This is a genomic window from Lentibacillus saliphilus, from assembly GCF_019093865.1.
In the GTDB taxonomy this organism is placed as follows: Bacteria; Bacillota; Bacilli; order Bacillales; family Amphibacillaceae; genus Lentibacillus_B; species Lentibacillus_B saliphilus.
On record NZ_JABJXD010000001.1, the window covers coordinates 1 to 22,410 of the forward strand.

Consider the following 22,410-nt stretch of genomic DNA (forward strand, 5'->3'; position numbering starts at 1 on the left):
TTTTCCCCACCAACGTCATTTATTGTACAACCGAATATATGATGCCGTCACTTATGTGGCGGTTTTTATTTTTGAGCAGATATTCTGGAGGCAAATAAGAAGATGAGTTTCGCACAAAATGTCATAATTTGAGCGCCATTGTCCATAATAAATCATAAACCTATTTGATCAAGGATTGGTGACAACATGATAGACACAGTTTATTTGCGAATAAAGAAAAACGTCGAAATTACACATGAACAGACAATCCGACTGAGAGATATTGCCCATATAACAGCCCCGCAGCATATTGAGTCTGCATTACTTGAAACACATATATATCGTATTACGAAACGGGATGGGACGACCGTCGTAATTGATGCATTCGTCATTATCAAGCACTTAAGAGAGGCCTTTTCTGAAATTGACTTTCGTTTGCTTGGTCCAAATGAATCAATTATTAAGGTTAATCAAGAAAAAAAATCACCAAATGTGCTCATCGTCGCCTTTATTTGGCTGCTTCTATTTATCGGAACAGCAATGACGATTATGAACTTTCATTACGATGTGAGCATGCAAGAAGTTCAGCAAAAGCTGCATTTTATCATTACTGGAAAAGAAAATGATTATCCGTTATGGTTGCAAATCCCTTACTCAATCGGATTAGGATTGGGTATGCTTCTCTTCTTTAATCATTGGTTTAAAAAGAAGTTTAACGAAGAACCAAGTCCCTTGGAAGTTGAGATATTTAACTACCAGCAAAACCTTGATCAATATGCCGCTCAACATGAAAACAAGTTAAATGATTAATTGGCTGCTCTTAAGGATCGTTGAATGTGTAATTGGCTTTGCTGGTGGTTTAGCTGTTGGGGCAGGGTATGTTGCCTTTTTAACTGTACTTGGTGTGATTCCTCGATTAATTCAATTAAGTAAAACGCGCAATTTGATATCTGTTTTTGCTACCTGCATTATACTGGGGTCGATGTTTGGCATTTACTTGTCTTTTTCCAATGTATCTTGGGATCACCCAGTTGTTCTGCTCGTAATTTGGGGGAGCTTTCACGGTATGTTTGTCGGTATGCTCGCCGCTGGACTTACCGAGGTATTGAATGTCTTTCCACTTATATCTAAACGAATAGGCTTAGATAGACAATTAAAGTCGTTGATGATGGCGATTGTGTTTGGGAAAATTGCTGGTTCGCTATTTCAATGGCTTTATTTTGTAGGTAAATAGACTTAGTAGAAAAGTGGTGTACGTATGAGAGAGAGACGAGGTAAACGCCTCATTTCGAGAAAAATTAAAGAAAATGAAGGATATCTCAAACAAAAACTTGGTGTTGGTGTATCGTTTGATTTAGGATATCGAGAACAAACGATACTCGGTCAAACGATTCAATTATATTATGTTACTGGTTTATGTGAAACACCAATCATTGTTGAGCTATTAGAAGAACTCGTTAATATTAATGATACAGAAGTCGATCAAAATAAGATCGCAGAGATTATTAAAAACCGCCTTGTACATCAACAAGTGACGACGATTCAGACGATGGATGAAGTTGTGGATCAAGTTTTAACAGGGTTAATCGTTTTGTTTATTGATGGGGTTCGTGAAGCTTTTGTAATTGATGTCCGTTCATACCCAGGTAGAACACCTGAAGAACCAGATACAGAAAGAGTTATAAGAGGATCGAGAGATGGCTATACCGAAAATATCGTTGAAAACACTGCTTTAACAAGGCGGCGTATTCGAGATGAACGCCTTCGAAATGAAATGTTAAAGGTTGGAGAGCGATCGAAAACTGATGTGTGTGTGAGTTATTTGCAAGATGTTGCGGATGAAGGTCTGATTAATCTCATCAAGAGCAAAATAAATGAAATTGAAATTGATGGGATATCAATGGCGGAGAAATCGGTGGAAGAATTCATTGTAAAGCGGGGGTTTATACCCTATCCATTGGTACGTTTTACAGAACGTCCGGATGTTGCAGCAAATCATTTGTTGGAAGGACATGTACTCATCATTGTGGATACATCTCCGAGTGCGATCATTGTACCGACGACTTTTTTTCATCATTTACAGCATGCAGAGGAATTTCACCAAGCACCTTTAATTGGAACATCGATTAGATGGTTGCGTTTTAGTGCGATTCTAATGTCACTTTATTTATTACCGTTATGGCTGTTGTTTGTAATGGAGCCGACGCTACTTCCAAAGGCACTGTCATTTATTGGACCAAGTGAGGAGGGCAATATTCCGATACCTGTCCAAATCATACTCGGTCTAGCTGGAATTGAATTTCTTAGGATGGCAGCCATTCATACACCGACACCATTATCAACAGCGATGGGCTTAATTGCGGCTGTTTTAATTGGACAAATAGCCATCGATGTAGGTTTATTTGGTTCTGAAGTGATTCTTTACGTCTCGCTTTCTGCAATAGGTGGCTACGTAACACCGAGCTATGAGCTCAGCGTTGCTAATAAATTTGTCAACGTTGTTCTCGTCGTTGTAACTGCCTTATTCGGTTTAATTGGGTTTTTAGTTGGGGTACTACTTCATATTTTACTGTTGGCTAATTTGTCAGCGTTAAGAACACCTTATCTATGGCCATTTATCCCCTTTAATTTAAAGGCGTTGCTACACATTATATTTAGAATACCTATACCATATTCCAACAGGCGGCCAAGTATTGTTCATCCAGAAAACAATTACCGACAACCAGTAAAATAGAAGTCTCTGATCACTTCTTTTGTTTTCACTCATTTTATGGTATTGTGTTTCTATTGAAGCGTCGAGCGTTCATTGATGCGAGGTGAAAAAGTATGGTTTATGATCGTGAAGGTTTTAATACGAATGAACTAGGACATTTGACGATAGATGGTGTTGATACTGTTAGCCTGGCGCATAAATATGGGACACCTCTATATGTATATAACGTTGATTTAATACGTCGAAATGCCCAAGCATTTACAAAAGCATTTCAAAAGCACGGCATTACAGGCCAAATTGCCTATGCAAGCAAAGCGTTTTCAACAATTGCTATGCTTCAAGTTATGAAACAAGAAGGGCTCAGTCTTGATGTTGTGTCTGTTGGTGAATTGCATACCGCATTAAAAGCCGATTTTCCAGTGCAAAACATCCATTTACACGGTAATAATAAAAGTACTGAAGAGATTTCAATGGCTCTCGAACACAATATCGGCTGTATTGTGATTGACAATTTTAGAGACATTGATGTGCTTGAAGAGCTGTTAAAACAGAAAAATCAGCACATCGATGTCCTGATTCGTGTCACACCAGGCGTCAACTCGGCTACCCATCGGTATATTATGACGGGCCATGAGGATTCTAAATTTGGTTTTGATTTACATAACGGACAAGCTGATGAAGCTATGGAACGGTTAATTGATCACTCTCATATCCGTATAAAAGGGTTACATTGCCATATTGGATCACAAATATTTTCTCCAGATGCTTATGTGTTAGCGGCAGACCATCTGTTTCAAAAGTTAAAAGCATGGCATCAACGGTTTGGTTATTATCCAGAAGTGATGAACTTTGGTGGGGGGTTCGGTATTCAGTATACGAAAGCTGATACCCCGATTCCATTCAGTCATTATGTAGACGCATTGGTTAAAGTGATCGACACTCATGTTAAAAAACTCGGTATGCCTTTTCCAGAAATCTGGCTTGAACCCGGTCGCGCCATTGCTGGAAATGCGGGCATAACACTTTACACAGTTGGATCGTTTAAACATATTCCGGATGTAAGAACTTATTTAGCTGTTGATGGTGGGATGACGGACAATTTGAGACCAGCTTTGTATGACGCGAAATATGACGGCATAGTTGCAAATAAGGCAACAATGGATAAAACGGCCATTGTATCAATCGCTGGTAAATGCTGTGAATCAGGAGATATGCTGATTGACAATTTAAGTGTTGCATCTCCGGAGACAGGAGATATACTTGCTGTGTTTTCAACGGGGGCATATGGGTATTCAATGGCAAACAACTATAATCGCTTCCCGAAAGCAGCTGTTGTATTTGTTGAAAATGGAAAGGATCATCTCGTCGTTCGGAGAGAAACACTTGACGATATAGTGAAGCATGACTTATCGTATGAATGATACTTTAATTACAAAGGAGATTTAAAAATGGAAAATAAAGGATATATCTTGATGGACAATGAAGCGAAAATTGAATTTGAGCTGTACCCAGAGGCTGCACCAAAAACAGTAGAGAATTTTGTATCGTTGATCAAGGATGGATTTTATGATGGCTTGACATTCCATCGTGTCATTGATGGTTTTGTGAGTCAAGGTGGTTGCCCTGTTGGCAATGGTACAGGTTCAGCAGGCTATACAATTAAGTGTGAAACGGAAAACAATCCACATCGTCATGAAACAGGAAGCTTATCCATGGCACATGCTGGTAAAGATACTGGTAGCTGCCAGTTTTTCATTGTACATGAACCACAGCCACATTTAGATGGGGTACATACAGTTTTTGGTAAAGTAACATCTGGTATGGAGCATGTAAAAGCCATGAAAAATGGTGATGTTATGAAAGAAGTTAAGATAACAGGTTAAGGCGTTGTAGGAGGCGTAGATGACGTTTTTCAGTGTATCTACAGTGCTTGTTTTACTCTTAATTATTGCACCAATGTCCAATTTTGCACATGAAATTGGACATTCGGTTGGTGCAGCTTTAATTCAATCAGATCGTATTTGCATTACCCTTGGTAGGGGCAGCCAGTTTTCAAAATGGACGCGAGGACGGTATACGCTCATCTTTTACAGTACTTTTTTTCTAGGAGGATCTGTATCCAATAGTCGAGAACGTTCCTTTACGTCTGGTGAAAAGATATTGGTGTCCTTTTGTGGCCCCCTAATGAATGCGTTATTTGCAACAATTGGAATCATGAGTCTCCAGTGGGTAGCGATTCCTTTTATAGAATTATTTATTTGGTATAATATGTGGCTAGCTGCTATCAATGTGATACCATTTAAAATCAAAAATAACCAATCAGACGGTTATGTCATGCTTTCAAGTTTTTTAGAATACAAAAATAATCGGTAGTGTAATTGAACGTATGTAAAGTTGATAAAGTGTGAAAGATAATACGGACTTCACTTATACGTTGGAAGGTTGACATTCATTTATGTTCATGCATAAATAGATATATCAACTTGAACGATCACTAACTACAGCAACTTTATCATTTGCTATCTTAATGAGGGATTCGTATGTTAATTCGTTATAAAAAAGCGTTTGAAAAAATAGCTATGGGCCTTTTGTCATTTATGCCCGAAGAAAGAGATGTAAAAAAACTTCAGCAAACTATAAAAGCTTATGAAACAGATGAGGATTGGCACCTCTTTCTTTGGAAACAGGATGATGATATTATAGGCGCCATTGGGATTCGTATTGACAATGACATTAATGCTGTCATTCAGCATGTTAGCGTTAACCCATCTCATCGCAACACGGGAGTAGGAAAGCAGATGGTGCATAGTGTTAAGCATATGTACGAAGATCAATATGCCGTTTGTGCGGATGCCATTACAGAGCCATTTATTAATATGTGTGACGAAAAAGGACATGAAGAAGATCAGATTTAATAAGCCAGCCCTAGATGAGAGGAGCTGGCTTATTTGGTAGAGCTGCTTATCCTAAAGCCACGCAGCACCAACGATAATAAGGAGAATAAACAAGACGACGATTAACGCAAATCCTCCACCATAATATCCACTCATAAGTGAATACCTCCTTTTAAAAAATCTTGTCAGATTACATTGACTGACAAACCTTGATCTTACATTATTAAATTATGTTTGAATGTCTTAAGTTGTTTGGGCGCATGTGCTTAAATGATATGTTTTATTTGGAAGAAGGGGAACGGTTATGAACGTGTCATATGAAGTTAAGCTAGATGCTTTCGAAGGTCCATTGGATTTACTTTTACATTTGATTTACCAGTATGAGATCGATATTTATGATATCCCAGTAGCACAAATAACAGAACAGTATATGGTGTATATCCATACGATGCAACGCCTTGAGTTAAATATCGCCAGTGAATACCTTGTCATGGCATCCACTTTACTCGCCCTTAAGAGTCAAATGCTTTTGCCTAAGCAAGAACTAGATGAGGAGGATGAGTATGTTGAAGATCCTCGTCAAGAATTGATGGAACGGTTAATCGTTTACAAGAAGTACAAAGAAGCTGCAAAAAAGCTAGAAGAAAAAGAAAGTGACGCATTGGGTATTTATACGCGTCCGCCTGTGTTGGCTGATAAAGAGAGCACACAACCTGTTATGGAGAAAGGTGACGTATCAGTTTATGATATGTTGGCCGCACTTGCACATGTACTTGACAGAAAAAGATGGAATGAACCTTTAGAGACGACTGTAAAACGAACAGATATTTCAATCGAGCAGCGGATGGAACAAGTCCTTGAATCCGTTAGCCGTTGTGTGGACGGTATTCATTTTAACGAATTATTTACAGTGCGTTCACGAACCCATATCGTTGTTACGTTTATGGCGGTTCTCGAACTTATGAAAAACAATGATGTTATATGTGAACAAAAACGTCATTTTGATGATATCATTATTTATGCGGGGGGAGCATGATGGAATATGCAGCTGTAAAGGCGATCACAGAAAGCTTGCTTTTCGCGAGTGGTGATGAAGGCGTAACAATTAGGCAAATATCACGTGTGCTTGAGATTGATGGCACAATGGTTGAACATATATTAGACGAATTAAAGTTTGACTATGAAAATAAAAATACCGGTATTATGATGGTGGAATCTAATCAAACGTTTTTTCTGGCTACGAAACCAGAATACAGCCCTTACGTGCAAAAGCTTTTAAATACGCCACATTCGTCAAAGCTTTCTCAGGCAGCTTTGGAAACGTTGGCAATTATCGCATATCAGCAGCCGATTACACGTACAGAAATTGAAGATATACGTGGTGTGAAAAGTGATCGACCAGTACAGACACTTTTAGCACGGTCTTTGATAGAAGAAGTTGGCAGAAGGGATGGCGTCGGACGACCGATATTGTTTGGAACAAGTATGACGTTTTTAACATATTTTGGATTAAGTACGTTAGAAGAACTACCAGATTTACCTGAGGATGTGGATGTTCAGGATATTACACAGGAAGCAGATTTGTTTTTTAATGCTCTGAACGAAGAATATAAACAAGAATAAGAGACGATGATAGCCTTGTCAAAAATGACAAGGCTATTATTCTGCAAAGATCAATATTCATATTGCGCGTCCGTGTGCATATGAATATAAAGAAAAGAGCCCTAGGAGGTTACCAAACTATGCGGTTAATCGTCTTTATACTATCTTTGTTAATATGCATATTCACATGGCCTACAATTGGACATGCACAGCCAAATGTATCAGGGAATAATGCTGTCTTAATGGAACAATCAAGTGGAAGAGTATTGTATGATCGACATGCTCATCAGCAACAGCCTATTGCTAGCATAACGAAAATTATGACGGCGATTATTGCAATAGAATCAGGAAAACTGGATGATGAAGCAACAGCTAGTAAACGTGCTGTATATACTGAAGGCTCATCAATTTATTTAGAACAAGGTGAAACGATGCTCATGAAAGACCTCGTGTATGGTCTAATGCTTCGATCAGGTAATGATGCAGCTGTTACAATCAGTGAGCATATCGGAGGAAGTGTTGAAGGCTTTGTACACTTGATGAATGAGAAAGCAGCATGGATTGGGATGGATAATACCCATTTTGAAAATCCTCATGGGCTTCATTCAGACAACCATTATTCAACCGCGTATGATATGGCAATCCTGATGCGTTATGCGATGGAAAATGATCTATTTCAAAAAGTATCTAGTACGGAGTCCTATACAGCGGAATCAAGAGTATATGCTTGGAAGAATAAAAACAAACTACTCACATCCTATTACCAATATTGTACAGGTGGTAAAACAGGCTTTACAAAAAAAGCTGGCAGAACCCTTGTCTCGACAGCACACAAAAATAATATGAATCTTATTGCAGTCACGTTAAATGCACCTGATGACTGGAATGATCATATAAACATGTATGAATGGGCCTTTGATACATACACAATGGAACAATTGGAAGATGAGGGCGACAGCGATAATAATGAAATATTGAAACGAGAAAGTGCCTTATACCCGTTAAGCTCAGAAGATGAGGTTAAGGTAACAGAACAGACGGTAACCATTCAATCAGACGATTCGCAAATGGCTGTTGGTGAAAAAAAGATTTTTCACTTGAATGGCGAGGTGATTTGGGAATCAAACGTCACAGAACAACAAAAAAATAAGAGCGGTTTTTTATCCTATTTTCAAACAGCTTTTAAAGCGATGATGAGGATGGATTTTAATGGTTAATGTGATTTGGGCATTGATGGCAGTGATTGGCATCTTGTATGCGATGTTTAACGGAACAATGGAGCACGTCAACAAAGCAATTATAGAAAGTGCTGGTGAAGCTGTTACACTGTCTATTGGCCTCATAAGCATTCTTGTATTTTGGCTCGGTATTATGAAGGTCGCAGAACGTGCTGGTTTATTAAGAGTATTAGCTAAGATGTTTAAACCAATCATTGTTCGCCTCTTTCCTGAAATTCCAAAAGACCACCCAGCAATGGGATATATCCTGTCAAATATGACGGCTAATTTATTCGGATTAGGTAATGCTGCTACACCTATGGGTATCAAAGCAATGGAGCAAATGAAAACTTTAAGTCAATCAGACACTGCATCAAGATCAATGATTACTTTTTTGGCACTTAATACGTCCAGTTTAACCATTATTCCAACGACAGTTATTGCAATTAGAATGCAGTATGATTCCGTATCACCAACTGAGATTGTTGCTACAACAATTATGGCAACAGCCATATCAACTGTAGGTGCGATTTTAACGGATCGGTTTTTTTATTATCGTAGTATGCGGAGGCAATAATAATGGCCCTGATTACTTCAATTAGTACGTGGTTTATACCGTGCTTCATCCTACTCGTTTTAATCATTGCTACATGGAAACGGATACCTTCATATGAATTGTTTGTTGAAGGTGGTAAAGAAGGCATCAAAATGGCCATTTCTATTTTGCCATTTTTAGTTGGGATGCTCGTGGCGATTTCTATATTAAGAAGCTCTGGTGCACTTGAAGCCTTTATTAACCTTATATCACCATTATTGTCCATTATAGGGGTACCACCTGATATTATTCCATTAGCCTTAGTACGACCAATTTCTGGAACAGCTGCTTTAGGTATGACGACTGAAATTGTTGGAACGCACGGTCCAGACTCGTTCATTGGACGATTGGCATCTACAATGCAGGGGAGCACGGATACAACATTATATATTCTAACCGTTTACTTTGGTGCGATAGGAATTAGAAAAATGCGCTACGCTCTAAAAGTTGGACTTGTAGCGGATTTAATTGGTATAATAGCATCGATAATCATCGTAACAATTGTGTTCGGTTGATATTAGGCGTTAACATAGTGTTAACGCTATTATTATTTAATCCTAAAAAAGAATGGTGACTAACTATGACAATGGAACGTTTGCAAAAAGTAATTGCCCAAAGTGGTATTACATCAAGAAGAAAAGCTGAAAAATTAATTCAAGAAGGCAAGGTTACTGTGAACGGTCAAACTGTAACAGAACTAGGTGTAAAGGTTTCACCAACTGATCAAATAGAAGTTGAAGGCATTCCGATTGAAAAAGAAGAACCTGTTTATTTTGTGCTGTATAAGCCAAGGGGTGTCATTTCGAGTGTTCATGATGAGAAGGGTAGAAAGGTTGTAACGGATTTCCTACCAGGTATTCAAGAAAGAGTGTACCCGATTGGGCGATTGGATTATAATTCTTCCGGTATCATTTTGCTAACAAATGACGGGACGTTTGCAAATCTGCTCATGCATCCAAGCCATGATATTGAAAAAAAATATGTCGCTAAAATAAAAGGTATTCCGGAACGAAAGGAATTAAATCAATTAAGAAAAGGTGTAAAATCAGATGACGACATCTTGAAGGTGTTACGTTATGACATCATGTCAACAGATAAACAAAAAAACACGATGATCATTCAACTGACTTTGAATGAAGGTAAAAACCGCCACATCAGACGTATGATGGAAGCACTTGGCTATCCAGTTGAAAAATTAAAGCGCGAGCAATACGGACTCTTAACGCTCGATGGTATGCAACCAGGTGATATTCGACCATTAACACCACATGAAGTTAAGCAAATGCGGTCGCTCGCATTGGAAAATGTTGAATAATAGTCATAATTTCCACTATGTTTACATGGTATAATGTCGTCGGGAGTGATCTAGATGAGTCTTGAGGACAGAAAAGCGTCCAAACATAAAAAGAAAAAACAGCGTTTAGTATTCAGAGCAATTATATTGTCTGTACTACTAGGCGCCATTGTTTATGCATTGGTGGATAATTTGCAGAAAGATAAATCTATTTACAAAGTGGGGGATGAGGCACCTGATTTTGAACTTCTCCAAGTGAATGACAATAATGAGATGGAGAAAGTGAGATTAAGTGAATTACGTGGAAAAGGTGTTATGCTTAATTTCTGGGCGACGTATTGTGATCCGTGTGAAGCGGAAATGCCTTATATGCAAAGTCTTTATCCGGAATATAAAGAAAAAGGCGTTGAAATCGTAGCTGTTAGCTTGGACGGCGCCGAATTGAGGATTAATCGCTTTATAGAAAAATATGGACTAACATTTCCAATCCCGCATGATAAAAAAGATACAGTGCGAGAATTGTATAAAGTCGGTCCGATCCCTAGTACATTCTTTATTAATCCTGAAGGTGTAATCGTTGACAAGGTCGAGGGTGCTTTAACGTTGGAAAGTCTTGAAGGCCATTTAGAAGAAATAACACCACAATAACAACGTATGATTGGGAACGAGGGGTTTAAATGAAGCATATTAAATGTGAATGTGGCCATGTGAATCCTGAAGGTACGGTGCTCTGTGAAGCATGTGGAAAACCGATCGAAGGAAATCAACATATTGATGGCAATGATCGAAAAAAACTGCTTAATATGCGTTATGAGGGCAGCGCACGTCGCTCACAAACGTATAATAAGTCCATTATTGATAAAATATGGAGCTTCTTTTCGTCAGTAAAAGTAGGGGTTTGGCTCATTGTAATCGCTCTGGTTGCTTCTGCAATCGGAACAATTTATCCGCAAAAAATGTACATACCAGCCGATGCAATTTCTAGAGACCCGTCTATTTTTTATGAAGAGACATATGGATTAACAGGGAAAATATTTTACCAACTCGGATTTCACGTGTTATACAGTTCTTGGTGGTACATGCTGTTAATTGCTTTAATTGGTGTATCACTCGTTATTTGTAGCTTAGACCGATTTGTACCGCTTTATAAAGCGTTAAAGCGTCAAAAGGCAAAGCGTCATCCGTCATTTTTAGAACGACAGCGCTTGTTTAGTCAAACAGATCATGTGACGGATGGTGAAAAAGAGCAGGTTATTCAGGCTTTAAAAAAACAAAAATATAAAGTCCGACATGAAGAAGGACATATTCTTGCAGAAAAAGGTCGTTTTTCAAGATGGGGACCTTACGTTAATCATATCGGGTTAATTATTATTTTACTTGCTGCACTTCTCCGTACGTCATCATTTATGTATATAGATGAATACGTGTGGGTTCGAGAAGGTGAACAGACCGTTATCGATGGAACGGATAGCCAATTTTACATTGAAAATAAAGAGTTTATTTTGGAAACGTATGACGAAAATGATGAACGTTTTGCGGAAGCAATCAAGAAACAGGGCGCTATTCCAAGTAACTTCCAAACGAATGTGATCATTTATAAAGCAAAAGAACAGGAAGTACCAGGGCAAGAGCTTGAACTAGAAGTGTATGATGAAGCAGAGATTTATATGAATCATCCATATAAGTTTGAGGGCTACACACTCTATCAAGCTGGTTATCAATTAAATGAATTTACGACGATGACGTTTGCCGTGACGGATATTAATAATAATGAACAGATCGATCAATTTATGATTGACCTGACAAATCCGCAAGAAACATATGAGCTGAACGATGGTTTTCGAGTCATGATTAGTGAGTATTATCCTGAATATTATATGAGCGATAATGGCCCCGACTCTAGAACCGATAACACTAAGAATCCTGCTTTTGTATTTGCAGTAAGCACGCCAGATTCAGAAGGTGCTGAAGTGAGTTTTGTGGGAGACTATATGAACACGCCAACGAATTTTGATGCAACAGGTGAAAACGATTATAGAGTAGAACTCATTGATGCAGAAATGCACAATGTCAGTGGTCTAACGGTACGTCGTGACTATACACTCCCTTTATTTGGCTTAGGGGCTGCGATATTTATGATCGGTGTCATGCAGGGAATGTACTGGCAGCATAGAAGAATTTGGGTGAATGTTAAAGGTGACGGCGTTTTATTAGCAGGTCATACAAATAAAAACTGGTTTGGTCTGAAAAAAGATATAGAAAAGGTCATTTCAGATACATCGATTAATCAAGTGATTGACCAACAAGAACTTGACTAAGGTTTTTATCGAGGAGGATATTTATGGATTGGTTCAGTATTAGTAGTGGGGCGTTATACACAGCATTTATTCTGTATTTAATTGCGACTTTCTTTTTTGGTGCTACGATCAAAGATAAAAAGACAACTCATAAAGGGAAATCTGGAACGATTGGCATTGCATTGACAATCGCCGGTCTAATTGCCCAACTTGTATATTTTATTACGAGATGGATTGCAAGTGGTCATGCACCAGTTAGCAATATGTTTGAATTTGTTACGTCTTTTGGAATGGGGCTTGTTCTAGCGTTTCTTATTCTTTATTTTATTTATAGAATTACAGTTTTAGGTTTGTTTGCATTACCGATTGCGATGATTTTGATCGCATATGCGAGTATGTTTCCAACAGAAATTGCACCATTAGTACCATCATTAAAGAGTCATTGGCTTTACATTCATGTCACAACTGTTTCTCTTGGTAATGCCATCTTAGCGGTTAGCTTTGTATCAGGCTTGATCTTCTTAATCAGACAAATTGATCAAACTGTGAAAAACAAGAAAAACATATGGCTTGAACTGATTATATATTCCCTTTTCTTGTTTATAGGTTTCATCGTGATTTCATCAGTGTTCAATGCGACGAACTATGAAGCCGTATATGGATATCAATATAATGATAAATCCTATCAGTCAACCTATCATATGCCACCTATTGCTGGTCCGCATAACGGAGAAATCTTAACACCTGGTGCTATGAAGCCTTTATTTGAAGCACCAAGCTGGATGCACGGAAAAGATGCGGGTCAAAAATTAAATACAATTATTTGGTCAATTATGGCAGGAACGCTGATTTATGGTATTGTGCGATTGGTGTTAAGAAAAAGAGTTGGAGCCGCAATTCAACCATATTTGAATAAAACAAATCCAGATATGCTAGATGAAGTGACGTATCGTGCGGTGACAATCGGTTTTCCAGTATTTACCCTTGGCGGCTTGATTTTTGCAGCTATTTGGGCACAAATTGCTTGGGATCGATTCTGGGGATGGGATCCAAAAGAAGTGTGGGCGCTGATTACTTGGTTCTTTTATGCTGCGTTTCTTCATTTGCGGTTATCTCGAGGCTGGCATGGTGAGAAGTCAGCGTGGTTAGCCGTTGGTGGCTTTGCAATCATTATGTTCAACATCATTGTCGTAAACCTTGTTTTGGCAGGTTTACATTCCTACGCTTAATTGACTGTGAACAGGGCATTAGCAAATTACGATTTGTGATGTCCTGTGTTCTTTTAATTAGACGTAAAAGCATAAATACCTTATACTTTTGGATAGATTTCGTTTATAATTTAATATAAAGTCTAGGGGGGAATGTCCCGTGTCTGAAACAACAAAAGTATTAGTCGTAGATGATGAAGAAAGAATTAGACGTCTCATTCGTATGTATCTTGAGCGTGAAGACTATATTGTCGAAGAAGCACAAGATGGTACGGAGGCGCTTGAAAAGGCCATAAATGATGATTTTCATGTTATTTTGTTAGATATTATGATGCCTGAGATGAATGGGATAGACGTCTGTAGAGAGATTAGAAAAGAAAAAGAAACACCGATTATTATGTTAACAGCTAAAGGTGAAGAATCAAATCGCGTTCAGGGGTTTGAAGTGGGTGCGGATGACTATATTGTTAAACCATTTAGTCCACGCGAGGTTGTTCTTAGGGTTAAAGCCATTTTACGTCGTGTATCTGCTGCGCAGTTTGAACAAGTGGCAGTACCACCTAAAGACATTATTGCCTATCCTCATTTGACAATTGATCATGATGCCCATCGTGTAACTGCAGATGGATCAGAAGTAAGCTTAACCCCAAAAGAATATGAACTTCTTTGTTTTTTAGCAAAGTCACCTGATAAAGTATATCATCGTGAAGAATTGTTAAAAGAAGTTTGGCATTATGAATTTTTTGGTGATTTAAGGACAGTTGATACACATGTGAAGCGTCTTAGAGAAAAGCTCAATCAAGTTTCAGAAGATGCGGCTAAGATGATCGTGACAGTTTGGGGCGTCGGATATAAATTTGAGGTAGATGATGCATAATGTTTTGGCGTAGCGTAGTCGGAAAGCTAGCAATAACGATTTTATTGCTAGTTTCTTTTGTATTATTTGTATTAACAATCTTTTTACTTGAGTTTTTTGAGACGTTTCATATTCAGGAAGCAGAAGAAGACATTATGGAAACAGCAACTAAAATTTCAATGATGGTGACGCAGTATGAAGACCAAGCACAGTTATTGAATACGGTTGATTTTGTGAAAGACCCTTCAAGTCGAGTCATGATTGCTTTTGATGAACATCAAGACCATTGGTTTTCTGATTCGAGTGATCATAAGCTATTAAATACGCCTAAAGATTGGATTGAAAAAGATCCAGATTTAAAAAAGGCAATCGGTGGGGAAAAGGTAAAAAAACAATTAACGCTTCCAGGGACCAATAGTGAGATTATGGTCGTCGGCACACCAATTCCTAATGCGACTGGTGCTGTTTATGTCTTTCAAACGTTAGCAGTTATTGATCAAACAAAAGCAGAAACAACTAAAATTATATTTATAGCTGCTGGTATTGCAATCGTTTTAACAACTATTTTTGCTTTCTTTTTGTCGACACGTATTACATCTCCGCTCATAAAAATGCGAGAAGCTGCATTTGATTTGACGCGAGGTGAATTTAATACGAAGGTTCCCATTTTGACAAATGATGAAATTGGTGGTTTGGCGATGGCCTTTAACAGGATGGGCCGCCAGTTGAAATTTCATATTAATGCTTTGCGTCAAGAAAAAGAACAGATGTCGAGCATCATTAGTTCAATGGCTGATGGTGTCATGACCTTGAATCGTAATGGTAATATCATTGTCACGAACACACCGGCTGATCAGTTTATGGATAGTTGGTACTTTGATAAAGATATTGTACAGCGAGATTCTCATAAAGTACTACCGATCGAATTAAATGAACTGCTTGTTGAAGTTGTTAATAAAGAAACTGAGGTCATGAGGGAAATTAATTTACAAGGACGAACATGGGTTATGATAATGACGCCTCTTTACAATCAGACGTATGTTAGAGGAGCTGTTGCAGTTATCCGTGATATGACCGATGAGCGTCGTCTAGATAAATTAAGGAAGGATTTTATTGCCAACGTTTCGCATGAGCTTAGGACCCCAATTGCAATGCTTCAAGGCTATAGTGAGGCAATTGTTGATGACGTTGCAGAGAGTAAAGAGGACAAGAATGAGCTTGCGCATATCATTCATGAAGAGTCACTTAGAATGGGCCGATTGGTGAATGAATTGCTAGATCTTGCTCGAATGGAAGCAGGACATATTCATTTAAATAAAGAGTCTGTTGACATTCATCTCTTCCTCGAACGCATCATACGTAAATTTAAAGGATTAGCAGATGAAGCGAATATACAACTTTTGAATGACAAAGATATTAAATATGCTGTTGCATGCTTAGATGTTGATAAAATGGATCAGGTGTTGACCAATTTAATTGATAATGCGATTCGTCATACTGATCAACAAGGGTTTGTTAATGTGATTGCTTCAAATGATCAAGATATGCTATCCATATCGATCAAGGATAATGGCTCTGGTATTCCAGAAGAAGATTTGCCATTTGTGTTTGAACGGTTTTACAAAGCTGATAAAGCCCGGACACGAAATGGTAAGAAAAAAGGAACTGGGCTAGGTCTTGCCATTGCGAAGCATCTTGTTGAAGCACATCGGGGGACCATCACTGTTAACAGCAAGCTAAATGAGGGCACGACGTTTACAATAAAAATACCAAATAAGCGATAATGTAAAAAACCAGTAGCTGTAGGTACCGATCCTCAAAAGTTAGAGTTGAAAATCTAACGTTTTGGGGGTAACCACCTGGCTATTGGTTTTTAACGTTTTATCTGTTTGAAAATTGCCATTATCTATTTGGAAATATGTTGGCTATGGTATAATCGAATATGTATGTAACTTTTAATACATGCCAAACGACTAAACGTTTGAACGGGGGATATACATGAAAGAGCTCTTCGATGATATTTATGAAACGTATCATCATGATTTATACCGTTTCATATTTTATATGGTTAAAGATAAAGAGACGGCTGAGGATCTAATTCAAGACGTTTATATTAAAATCCTGCAGTCTTATCATTCTTATAAAGGAAAGAGCAGTTTAAAAACGTGGATTTTTTCCATTGCGAGACATCAAACGATTGATTATTTTCGGTCGAACCAGAGAAAACAAAAACATGTTGCCCAATTACCTGATTGGAATGAGCGGCAACAACATATTCAGGATACGAAACCACTACCTGAGGAAATAACCGTCCTAAATGAAGATATTAAACGTTTATACAGCTATCTTGATCACTGCACACCAAATCAAAAAAGTGTGTTGTTATTAAGATACATACATGATTTTTCCATTAAAGAAACAGCCAATATTTTAAATTTCAGTACGAGTAAGGTTAAAACAACACAACATCGCGCACTCAAAGTTTTAAAAACATTGATGAGTGAAGAGCAAAGGGGAGACGAAGATGACATCATACGACGATAAAGACAAAAAAATCATTGATATGTTAAAGTCATTGCCATCTATTGATGATGAACAGTCAAAAGATGAACTCTACCAACGTGTCATTCAAAACATAGAATCCCCACGCAACATCAAACGGAAAAAACACGTTATGCTATTTCCAATTTTAGCAACTGCGGCGGCCTTTTTAATTGGACTCATACTATTGCCGGGTTTATTTAATGAAGAGGCAAATGAAGCAAATCACTTTGAAAAAGCGAATGACATACAACATGATGACGAAGGAAAAAGTGCTGATGATCAATCAAATAAGGAGATACATGATGCTGAAAGTGACACATTTGATACCGATCAAGCAGCCATTGATGAACATGATCAAGAAGAACGTGCCGAAAAGGTGACTGAGGGTGACACCTTCTCTTCTTATGTTCTTAAACAATCCTCAGAATCACAACCATTGGTATATGGGGCATTACCTGATCAATATGCACAATATGTCATACCGATGACCTTTGTTTATGCGAACGCTGAAATTGCTACGGATAATGCACTGACTTCTTTTTATAACGAGTTAGAAAAGGTGTTAACGCCAAATGAGTGGGGAATGGGCGCCTTTCCGATTAAAGACATAACATTTCAAATCGATATGAAAGAAAATCGTGTGATTGCTGAAGTCGCAGATGATTTTTCAATTGGTGATGGATCAGCGCGGGCATATATGTTTGAGAAGACCTTAAACATGATGTTTCGTCCGCTAGGCATTCAACAGGTTGACTTTAAAACAGTCTCAGGTAAAGAAACTATAGAGCTCGGACCGTTTGGTGAGATTGACGAAATGCCAATTGAGGAAAAGGGTAAAGCGATTTATAAAATGTATTATCCAGATAAAGCAACTCGTTCATTTCTCTTACCTGTGCCGCAGGATGAAACAATTGATATCACAACAGGAATTTCTCTGATGAAGGAAAATGAACTTGCAAATGATGTGTTTGCATCTATTCCGGAAGATGTTAACTTAACGGCTTCAGTTGATGAGAATGTACTCATTTTATCTGTTGTCACACCAGAAAAGCTGGAAAATGATCGTGATACACAAGTCATGATTGAAGCGATGCTCATGACAGCAAAAGATTTTGGCTTCACGCATGTTGTTGTTAAAAATAGCGGACTGGAAAGCATTGGTCCTTATGATGTCACAGAGAAGATTGCTGTTCCAAAGGCAATTAATCCTATTGAAATAGCACAATAAAAAATCTCTCAGCACAGGTCAAAAGAACGCTAACCCTTTTTAATGAGGTCTGCGTTCTTTTGACAATTTTTACGGAACAACTTATGCTATATAGTGAACAGTTTACTCGAATTTAACTGGGTCACCTTCAAAGGATTGAGAGGCAATTTTAACCGATTGAGTGGGACATTCCTCCCATGCATCTCGTACATCGTCTTCGAAATGCTTTGGCACAGCTTCTGTTCCTGTATTGCGATCTAAAGAGACGAAAGCAATGCCTTCATCGTCGTAATCATATATGTCAGGTGCAGCCATTCCACACGCTCCACATGCGATGCACGTTTCTTGATCTATGATGGTATATTTGGACATGCGACGTTCCTCCTCTTAAACACAAACCACATCATTTATTTTAAAACGACATGGACGAATTGACAACTCTGTATTACTCTTACACATATGCGAATCTATGCCTTAAAGGGAATTGATGAATATGCAGCTTGAAGGAATTATAATGACGTGTAGTGTAGCTATGCGCGAACATCGATCAACATCAGCTATCTTTAATATTATGACTGGAAAAAAATCAATTCAAACCGTCCAAGATGTTCACATATATCAGCTCGGAACTTTTTATGGTGTTTATAAGGAGCTCCAAAAATATGCCTTTGATCAAACGGTTACAACTATGATGAATAACCAATGGCTTAGGCAAATTGACGCGCATACAATGACACCAACACACTTGGGTGAGAAGTGGCTGCAACAGACATCGTTAAATCTGCAGCACTTTAATGGACTTGCATACTCTAACGTTGAACCTGTATTTTCTAGTCGATTGTTATTGCTGATTCAAACACTTACAAACACAGCTCAAGGGCATTATTCATTTATTCCTGTTGAAGATGATCGGTACATTACACAGTGGGTTAAATCGGTGTTTAAACAAATCAATAAACCTCATCAAGCGCTAAAAGCCATTTATGATGAATTATACGATATCCTTAATACATTAACAGAATTGGAAGCCAGCCTTTTCGTAGATCGTTTAACAGGTTATCAGCATTATGGCATGAGCACGCCACAACTCGCTCATAAATATCACTTAGATATACACACGGTAAAGCTATTGCTCAAAAAAGTTCATCATCAAATTATGAGACAAGTAAGTGAAGGTCATCATTATCCGACCTTAAGTATGATACGAGCTGATTTACAGCAATCTAACATGATTACACAATCAGCGAAGCAAACGTACGCACTTCTAAAAAAACAGTATACATTAGAGCAAATTGCTTTAATAAGACAATTGAAGTTAAATACGATTTATGATCATCTCGTTGAAATTGTATACGTTGATGCAAACATGTCACTAGAACCATATGTATCAAACCAAACAGAGCAAGAGATTATTGAAGCGATTTATGAAACACAGTCCTTTCGGCTGAAGGAAATTAAACAACGGGTCCATTCAGATGTATCATATTTTCAAATTCGATTGGTATTAGCGGCCTTGCAAAGGACAGGTGATATAAATGGTGTGCTTTAATTTAGAACAAGAACTATACACACATTTCCAATATGAAACCTTCCGATTAGGGCAAAAAACTATTATCGAGGATGTCCTCAATGGTGAAGATGTGTTAGGGATATTACCAACAGGATCAGGGAAATCCGTTTGTTATCAATTACCCGCTAAATTACTTCCAGGCCTGACCATTGTCGTTAGTCCACTTATTTCACTCATGACAGATCAAGTAAAACAATTAAAAGCCCGGCATTATACAGGTGTCGTTGCACTTAATAGTTTTTTATCGATGAAAGACAGACAAGCTGTACTCCGAAATTTATCGGCATATAAGCTTATTTACATTTCACCAGAACTATTACAGCAATCCCATGTTCTAAGCATGATTCAACAGCAGACGATTAGTTTGTTTGTCGTCGATGAGGCCCATTGTATCTCACAATGGGGACATGAGTTTCGCCCTGATTATTTAAAGCTGTCAGCTATTATTGCACAGCTAGGTCATCCACCGATACTTGCCCTTAGCGCAACAGCCACACCTCGAGTACAAGAAGATATTATGGCTGCTTTAAAACGACCACATATGATGCGTCATATTTTTCCAATGGACCGAGAAAATATTGCATTTATTGTGGAAGAAACGGAAAACCCACAAGATAAGCTTGAGATTATGACATCGCTGCTGGCTAAGCATCACGTCCCGACCATTATTTATTTTTCTAGTCGACAATTAGCTGAACAATTAGCAATAACACTGTCTCAAAAACTACCAGACCGTCGGATTGCTTATTATCATGGCGGAATGGAACAAACGGATAGATTATTGATTCAACAGCAATACATGACAGATCAAGTTGATGTCATATGCTGTACAAGTGCTTTTGGCATGGGGATTGATAAAAGTAACATTCGACTCGTCATACACTACCACTTTCCAACAGAGCTTGAATCCTACATTCAGGAGGTTGGACGTGCCGGAAGAGATGGGGAACATAGTGTGGCTTTATTGCTATTTTCTGAAGCGGATATTATGATATCTGAAAATCTCATTACAAGAGAACTTCCTGATGAGGCGAATCTTGAAGGGATATTTCAGCGTATAAAGCAAATTTTACAGACGAATGATCGTGAATCTTCTGATGAAGAAATAGCTGCATTAATCAACTTAAATGAAATTCAATGGCGATATTTAAAACATCAGCTTATTAAACATGATATAATGAACGGAAAACAAGTGGTGTGTGATGATATGAAATGGGAACGTGCACGTGAAGACATTCGCGCACATATTGTTGAGCGTATGTTTATCAAACGTCGTCAGCTTCGAAAAATGATTGCTTGGATTCGTGAATCCGATTGTTTAAGACGACAGTTATATAAACATTTCCAAGACGGATACACAGAAAAACACGCCGAATGCTGTTCAAATTGTGGGTATACAATAAGAGATGTTCAACTAAAAGCTCAAATCCTCGAACAACAGAATAACAATTGGCAAGATCATCTGAAAAAACTTTTGTTACAGGATAATGTATATGCAAAAACAGAGTGAAATCATTAAGCAATTATCGGACAAGCAGTTAACGATACAATTATACATGTCACAAGGGGTTATTTTTTTTACAGCGATCATTCTAAGTTTATTTTTATTCGAGGATTTTAGTCGTTGGTGGACGTTGTTTGATTGGCAATTGCTGCCGATCATCTATTATGGCGTTGGTTCTGGTTTAGTTGTTGTTGCGCTTGATATTGTTCTTATGAAGGTTTTCCCATCACGGTATTATGATGATGGGGGCATTAATCAACGAATTTTCCAAAATCGTTCTGTTATAAGTATTTTCACCATTGCAAGTGTTGTTGCGATATCGGAAGAAGTGCTGTTTCGCGGGGTACTACAGACGACATTGGGCTACGTGATCGCTAGTACTCTATTTGCCCTTGTCCATATTAGATATTTGTCGAAGCCAGTTTTATTCGTGTCTATTTTATTTGTTAGTTTTTTTATCGGCTATATATATGAGTTGACTGCTAATCTATGGGTATGCATCATAGCACATTTTACAGTTGATTTTTTACTAGGACTTCTTATACGATTTCGTAAGTGGGGGGCGTTCAAATGAATGATGAAGCAAATTTCCAAGACGATCAAGCAGCAGAACTTCGTAAATTGATTGGTGAAGTGCAGGATGTCGAGCATAAAATTGAAGAATCGCCTTCACCGAGTGATCAACAATTTTTAGAAACCGATGACAAGATTGATATTTTAAACTTACCACCGAGGAAAACAGTCCATCAAAACGATAAAACCGGGTTTAAGTTCAAATTGCGCCGTCCATTGATTCGATTGATTGTCGTTAGTGTGATTGTATTATGCGTACTAATTGCTTCTTGGATCATGATGGATGACCACATGATCGATTCATTGATCCCATTGTAGAAAATGAATATGACGGATTGTGCCCCCATGCAAGTGAGC

General features: G+C 38.1%; 26 protein-coding genes. 24 read left to right on the forward strand and 2 right to left on the reverse strand.

Annotated features, from left to right (window positions below):
- The first annotated feature begins 186 nt into the window (after window positions 1-186).
- From HPC67_RS00005 to HPC67_RS00035, 7 genes are all read left to right on the forward strand, one after another.
- Complete coding sequence (locus HPC67_RS00005) at window positions 187-789, forward strand: stage V sporulation protein AA (protein WP_217585387.1); 603 nt, start codon at window positions 187-189, stop codon at window positions 787-789.
- Complete coding sequence (locus HPC67_RS00010) at window positions 782-1,213, forward strand: stage V sporulation protein AB (RefSeq protein WP_217585388.1); 432 nt, start codon at window positions 782-784, stop codon at window positions 1,211-1,213. The genes HPC67_RS00005 and HPC67_RS00010 overlap by 8 nt, the downstream gene beginning before the upstream one ends.
- Before the next feature lie 24 nt (window positions 1,214-1,237).
- Window positions 1,238-2,713, forward strand: a complete 1,476-nt coding sequence (locus HPC67_RS00015; RefSeq protein ID WP_217585389.1) for a spore germination protein — start codon at window positions 1,238-1,240, stop codon at window positions 2,711-2,713.
- A 92-nt stretch (window positions 2,714-2,805) separates the two neighbouring features.
- Window positions 2,806-4,113, forward strand: a complete 1,308-nt coding sequence (lysA, locus tag HPC67_RS00020; RefSeq protein WP_217585390.1) for a diaminopimelate decarboxylase — start codon at window positions 2,806-2,808, stop codon at window positions 4,111-4,113.
- A gap of 27 nt (window positions 4,114-4,140) precedes the next feature.
- Window positions 4,141-4,575, forward strand: coding sequence for a peptidylprolyl isomerase (locus HPC67_RS00025; RefSeq protein ID WP_217585391.1), 435 nt, complete (start codon window positions 4,141-4,143; stop codon window positions 4,573-4,575).
- Window positions 4,576-4,594: 19 nt separating this feature from the next.
- Window positions 4,595-5,065 carry a M50 family metallopeptidase gene (locus HPC67_RS00030; protein ID WP_217585392.1) on the forward strand — a complete coding sequence of 157 codons (471 nt, stop codon included), beginning with the start codon at window positions 4,595-4,597 and terminating at the stop codon, window positions 5,063-5,065.
- 167 nt (window positions 5,066-5,232) lie between these two features.
- Window positions 5,233-5,607, forward strand: coding sequence for a GNAT family N-acetyltransferase (locus tag HPC67_RS00035; RefSeq protein WP_217585393.1), 375 nt, complete (start codon window positions 5,233-5,235; stop codon window positions 5,605-5,607).
- 51 nt (window positions 5,608-5,658) lie between these two features.
- Here the strand turns inward: HPC67_RS00035 and HPC67_RS00040 are convergent, their stop codons facing one another.
- Window positions 5,659-5,742 (reverse strand): YjcZ family sporulation protein, encoded by an 84-nt coding sequence (locus tag HPC67_RS00040; RefSeq protein ID WP_217586210.1) that lies wholly within the window; start codon window positions 5,740-5,742, stop codon window positions 5,659-5,661.
- A 148-nt stretch (window positions 5,743-5,890) separates the two neighbouring features.
- Between HPC67_RS00040 and HPC67_RS00045 the strand changes: the two genes are divergently transcribed.
- The 13 genes from HPC67_RS00045 (at window position 5,891) to HPC67_RS00105 (ending at window position 18,427) form a co-directional block, all read left to right on the forward strand.
- The gene (locus tag HPC67_RS00045; protein WP_217585394.1) at window positions 5,891-6,622 is read left to right on the forward strand and encodes a segregation/condensation protein A; all 732 of its coding nucleotides are present in this window, start codon (window positions 5,891-5,893) and stop codon (window positions 6,620-6,622) included.
- A complete protein-coding gene (scpB, locus tag HPC67_RS00050; protein WP_217585395.1) occupies window positions 6,622-7,209 on the forward strand; it encodes an SMC-Scp complex subunit ScpB in 588 nt (195 codons plus the stop codon). The genes HPC67_RS00045 and scpB overlap by 1 nt, the downstream gene beginning before the upstream one ends.
- 119 nt (window positions 7,210-7,328) lie before the next feature.
- Complete coding sequence (locus tag HPC67_RS00055; RefSeq protein ID WP_217585396.1) at window positions 7,329-8,405, forward strand: D-alanyl-D-alanine carboxypeptidase family protein; 1,077 nt, start codon at window positions 7,329-7,331, stop codon at window positions 8,403-8,405.
- On the forward strand, window positions 8,398-8,982 hold the full coding sequence (locus tag HPC67_RS00060; RefSeq protein WP_217585397.1) for a nucleoside recognition domain-containing protein: 585 nt from the start codon (window positions 8,398-8,400) through the stop codon (window positions 8,980-8,982). The genes HPC67_RS00055 and HPC67_RS00060 overlap by 8 nt, the downstream gene beginning before the upstream one ends.
- A gap of 2 nt (window positions 8,983-8,984) precedes the next feature.
- Window positions 8,985-9,515 carry a spore maturation protein gene (locus HPC67_RS00065; protein ID WP_217585398.1) on the forward strand — a complete coding sequence of 177 codons (531 nt, stop codon included), beginning with the start codon at window positions 8,985-8,987 and terminating at the stop codon, window positions 9,513-9,515.
- Between the two features lie 71 nt (window positions 9,516-9,586).
- Window positions 9,587-10,315, forward strand: a complete 729-nt coding sequence (locus HPC67_RS00070; RefSeq protein ID WP_217586211.1) for a pseudouridine synthase — start codon at window positions 9,587-9,589, stop codon at window positions 10,313-10,315.
- A gap of 54 nt (window positions 10,316-10,369) precedes the next feature.
- Window positions 10,370-10,942, forward strand: a complete 573-nt coding sequence (gene resA / locus HPC67_RS00075; protein ID WP_217585399.1) for a thiol-disulfide oxidoreductase ResA — start codon at window positions 10,370-10,372, stop codon at window positions 10,940-10,942.
- 29 nt (window positions 10,943-10,971) lie between these two features.
- On the forward strand, window positions 10,972-12,612 hold the full coding sequence (gene resB, locus HPC67_RS00080) for a cytochrome c biogenesis protein ResB (protein WP_217585400.1): 1,641 nt from the start codon (window positions 10,972-10,974) through the stop codon (window positions 12,610-12,612).
- A 23-nt stretch (window positions 12,613-12,635) separates the two neighbouring features.
- Window positions 12,636-13,820, forward strand: coding sequence for a c-type cytochrome biogenesis protein CcsB (gene ccsB, locus HPC67_RS00085; protein WP_217585401.1), 1,185 nt, complete (start codon window positions 12,636-12,638; stop codon window positions 13,818-13,820).
- Window positions 13,821-13,959: 139 nt separating this feature from the next.
- Complete coding sequence (locus tag HPC67_RS00090; RefSeq protein WP_217585402.1) at window positions 13,960-14,676, forward strand: response regulator transcription factor; 717 nt, start codon at window positions 13,960-13,962, stop codon at window positions 14,674-14,676.
- Window positions 14,676-16,439, forward strand: coding sequence for an ATP-binding protein (locus tag HPC67_RS00095; protein ID WP_217585403.1), 1,764 nt, complete (start codon window positions 14,676-14,678; stop codon window positions 16,437-16,439). The genes HPC67_RS00090 and HPC67_RS00095 overlap by 1 nt, the downstream gene beginning before the upstream one ends.
- A gap of 214 nt (window positions 16,440-16,653) precedes the next feature.
- A complete protein-coding gene (locus tag HPC67_RS00100; protein WP_217585404.1) occupies window positions 16,654-17,199 on the forward strand; it encodes an RNA polymerase sigma factor SigX in 546 nt (181 codons plus the stop codon).
- Window positions 17,180-18,427 (forward strand): hypothetical protein, encoded by a 1,248-nt coding sequence (locus tag HPC67_RS00105; RefSeq protein WP_217585405.1) that lies wholly within the window; start codon window positions 17,180-17,182, stop codon window positions 18,425-18,427. Before HPC67_RS00100 ends, HPC67_RS00105 begins: the two co-directional genes overlap by 20 nt.
- 102 nt (window positions 18,428-18,529) lie before the next feature.
- Here the strand turns inward: HPC67_RS00105 and HPC67_RS00110 are convergent, their stop codons facing one another.
- The gene (locus HPC67_RS00110; RefSeq protein ID WP_217585406.1) at window positions 18,530-18,778 is read right to left on the reverse strand and encodes a ferredoxin; all 249 of its coding nucleotides are present in this window, start codon (window positions 18,776-18,778) and stop codon (window positions 18,530-18,532) included.
- A 142-nt stretch (window positions 18,779-18,920) separates the two neighbouring features.
- On the opposite strand from HPC67_RS00110, the gene HPC67_RS00115 reads away from it, so the two are divergent.
- From HPC67_RS00115 to HPC67_RS00130, 4 genes are read left to right on the forward strand one after another with little or no spacing between them, the layout of a single operon-like run.
- Window positions 18,921-19,955: a YpbB family protein gene (locus HPC67_RS00115; RefSeq protein WP_217585407.1), complete on the forward strand. Its 1,035-nt coding sequence runs from the start codon at window positions 18,921-18,923 to the stop codon at window positions 19,953-19,955.
- Window positions 19,945-21,486 (forward strand): RecQ family ATP-dependent DNA helicase, encoded by a 1,542-nt coding sequence (locus HPC67_RS00120; protein WP_343327781.1) that lies wholly within the window; start codon window positions 19,945-19,947, stop codon window positions 21,484-21,486. The genes HPC67_RS00115 and HPC67_RS00120 overlap by 11 nt, the downstream gene beginning before the upstream one ends.
- Window positions 21,470-22,054 (forward strand): CPBP family intramembrane glutamic endopeptidase, encoded by a 585-nt coding sequence (locus HPC67_RS00125; protein WP_217585409.1) that lies wholly within the window; start codon window positions 21,470-21,472, stop codon window positions 22,052-22,054. Before HPC67_RS00120 ends, HPC67_RS00125 begins: the two co-directional genes overlap by 17 nt.
- Window positions 22,051-22,371, forward strand: a complete 321-nt coding sequence (locus tag HPC67_RS00130; protein WP_217585410.1) for a hypothetical protein — start codon at window positions 22,051-22,053, stop codon at window positions 22,369-22,371. Before HPC67_RS00125 ends, HPC67_RS00130 begins: the two co-directional genes overlap by 4 nt.
- The last annotated feature ends 39 nt before the right edge of the window (window positions 22,372-22,410 follow it).

Excerpts from the sequence above, each read along its gene's own strand:
- HPC67_RS00070 (WP_217586211.1), top strand. The coding sequence starts at position 9,587 with ATGGAACGTTTGCAAAAAGTAATTGCCCAAAGTGGTATTACATCAAGA.
- HPC67_RS00100 (WP_217585404.1), top strand. The coding sequence starts at position 16,654 with ATGAAAGAGCTCTTCGATGATATTTATGAAACGTATCATCATGATTTA.
- scpB (WP_217585395.1), top strand. The coding sequence starts at position 6,622 with ATGGAATATGCAGCTGTAAAGGCGATCACAGAAAGCTTGCTTTTCGCG.
- HPC67_RS00060 (WP_217585397.1), top strand. The coding sequence starts at position 8,398 with ATGGTTAATGTGATTTGGGCATTGATGGCAGTGATTGGCATCTTGTAT.
- HPC67_RS00130 (WP_217585410.1), top strand. The coding sequence starts at position 22,051 with ATGAATGATGAAGCAAATTTCCAAGACGATCAAGCAGCAGAACTTCGT.
- HPC67_RS00045 (WP_217585394.1), top strand. The coding sequence starts at position 5,891 with ATGAACGTGTCATATGAAGTTAAGCTAGATGCTTTCGAAGGTCCATTG.
- HPC67_RS00055 (WP_217585396.1), top strand. The coding sequence starts at position 7,329 with ATGCGGTTAATCGTCTTTATACTATCTTTGTTAATATGCATATTCACA.
- HPC67_RS00105 (WP_217585405.1), top strand. The coding sequence starts at position 17,180 with ATGACATCATACGACGATAAAGACAAAAAAATCATTGATATGTTAAAG.
- HPC67_RS00015 (WP_217585389.1), top strand. The coding sequence starts at position 1,238 with ATGAGAGAGAGACGAGGTAAACGCCTCATTTCGAGAAAAATTAAAGAA.
- HPC67_RS00040 (WP_217586210.1), bottom strand. The coding sequence starts at position 5,742 with ATGAGTGGATATTATGGTGGAGGATTTGCGTTAATCGTCGTCTTGTTT.
- HPC67_RS00030 (WP_217585392.1), top strand. The coding sequence starts at position 4,595 with ATGACGTTTTTCAGTGTATCTACAGTGCTTGTTTTACTCTTAATTATT.
- lysA (WP_217585390.1), top strand. The coding sequence starts at position 2,806 with ATGGTTTATGATCGTGAAGGTTTTAATACGAATGAACTAGGACATTTG.
- HPC67_RS00095 (WP_217585403.1), top strand. The coding sequence starts at position 14,676 with ATGTTTTGGCGTAGCGTAGTCGGAAAGCTAGCAATAACGATTTTATTG.
- HPC67_RS00115 (WP_217585407.1), top strand. The coding sequence starts at position 18,921 with ATGACGTGTAGTGTAGCTATGCGCGAACATCGATCAACATCAGCTATC.
- HPC67_RS00065 (WP_217585398.1), top strand. The coding sequence starts at position 8,985 with ATGGCCCTGATTACTTCAATTAGTACGTGGTTTATACCGTGCTTCATC.
- ccsB (WP_217585401.1), top strand. The coding sequence starts at position 12,636 with ATGGATTGGTTCAGTATTAGTAGTGGGGCGTTATACACAGCATTTATT.
- resA (WP_217585399.1), top strand. The coding sequence starts at position 10,370 with ATGAGTCTTGAGGACAGAAAAGCGTCCAAACATAAAAAGAAAAAACAG.
- HPC67_RS00035 (WP_217585393.1), top strand. The coding sequence starts at position 5,233 with ATGTTAATTCGTTATAAAAAAGCGTTTGAAAAAATAGCTATGGGCCTT.
- HPC67_RS00025 (WP_217585391.1), top strand. The coding sequence starts at position 4,141 with ATGGAAAATAAAGGATATATCTTGATGGACAATGAAGCGAAAATTGAA.
- HPC67_RS00110 (WP_217585406.1), bottom strand. The coding sequence starts at position 18,778 with ATGTCCAAATATACCATCATAGATCAAGAAACGTGCATCGCATGTGGA.
- HPC67_RS00125 (WP_217585409.1), top strand. The coding sequence starts at position 21,470 with ATGCAAAAACAGAGTGAAATCATTAAGCAATTATCGGACAAGCAGTTA.
- HPC67_RS00005 (WP_217585387.1), top strand. The coding sequence starts at position 187 with ATGATAGACACAGTTTATTTGCGAATAAAGAAAAACGTCGAAATTACA.
- HPC67_RS00010 (WP_217585388.1), top strand. The coding sequence starts at position 782 with ATGATTAATTGGCTGCTCTTAAGGATCGTTGAATGTGTAATTGGCTTT.
- resB (WP_217585400.1), top strand. The coding sequence starts at position 10,972 with ATGAAGCATATTAAATGTGAATGTGGCCATGTGAATCCTGAAGGTACG.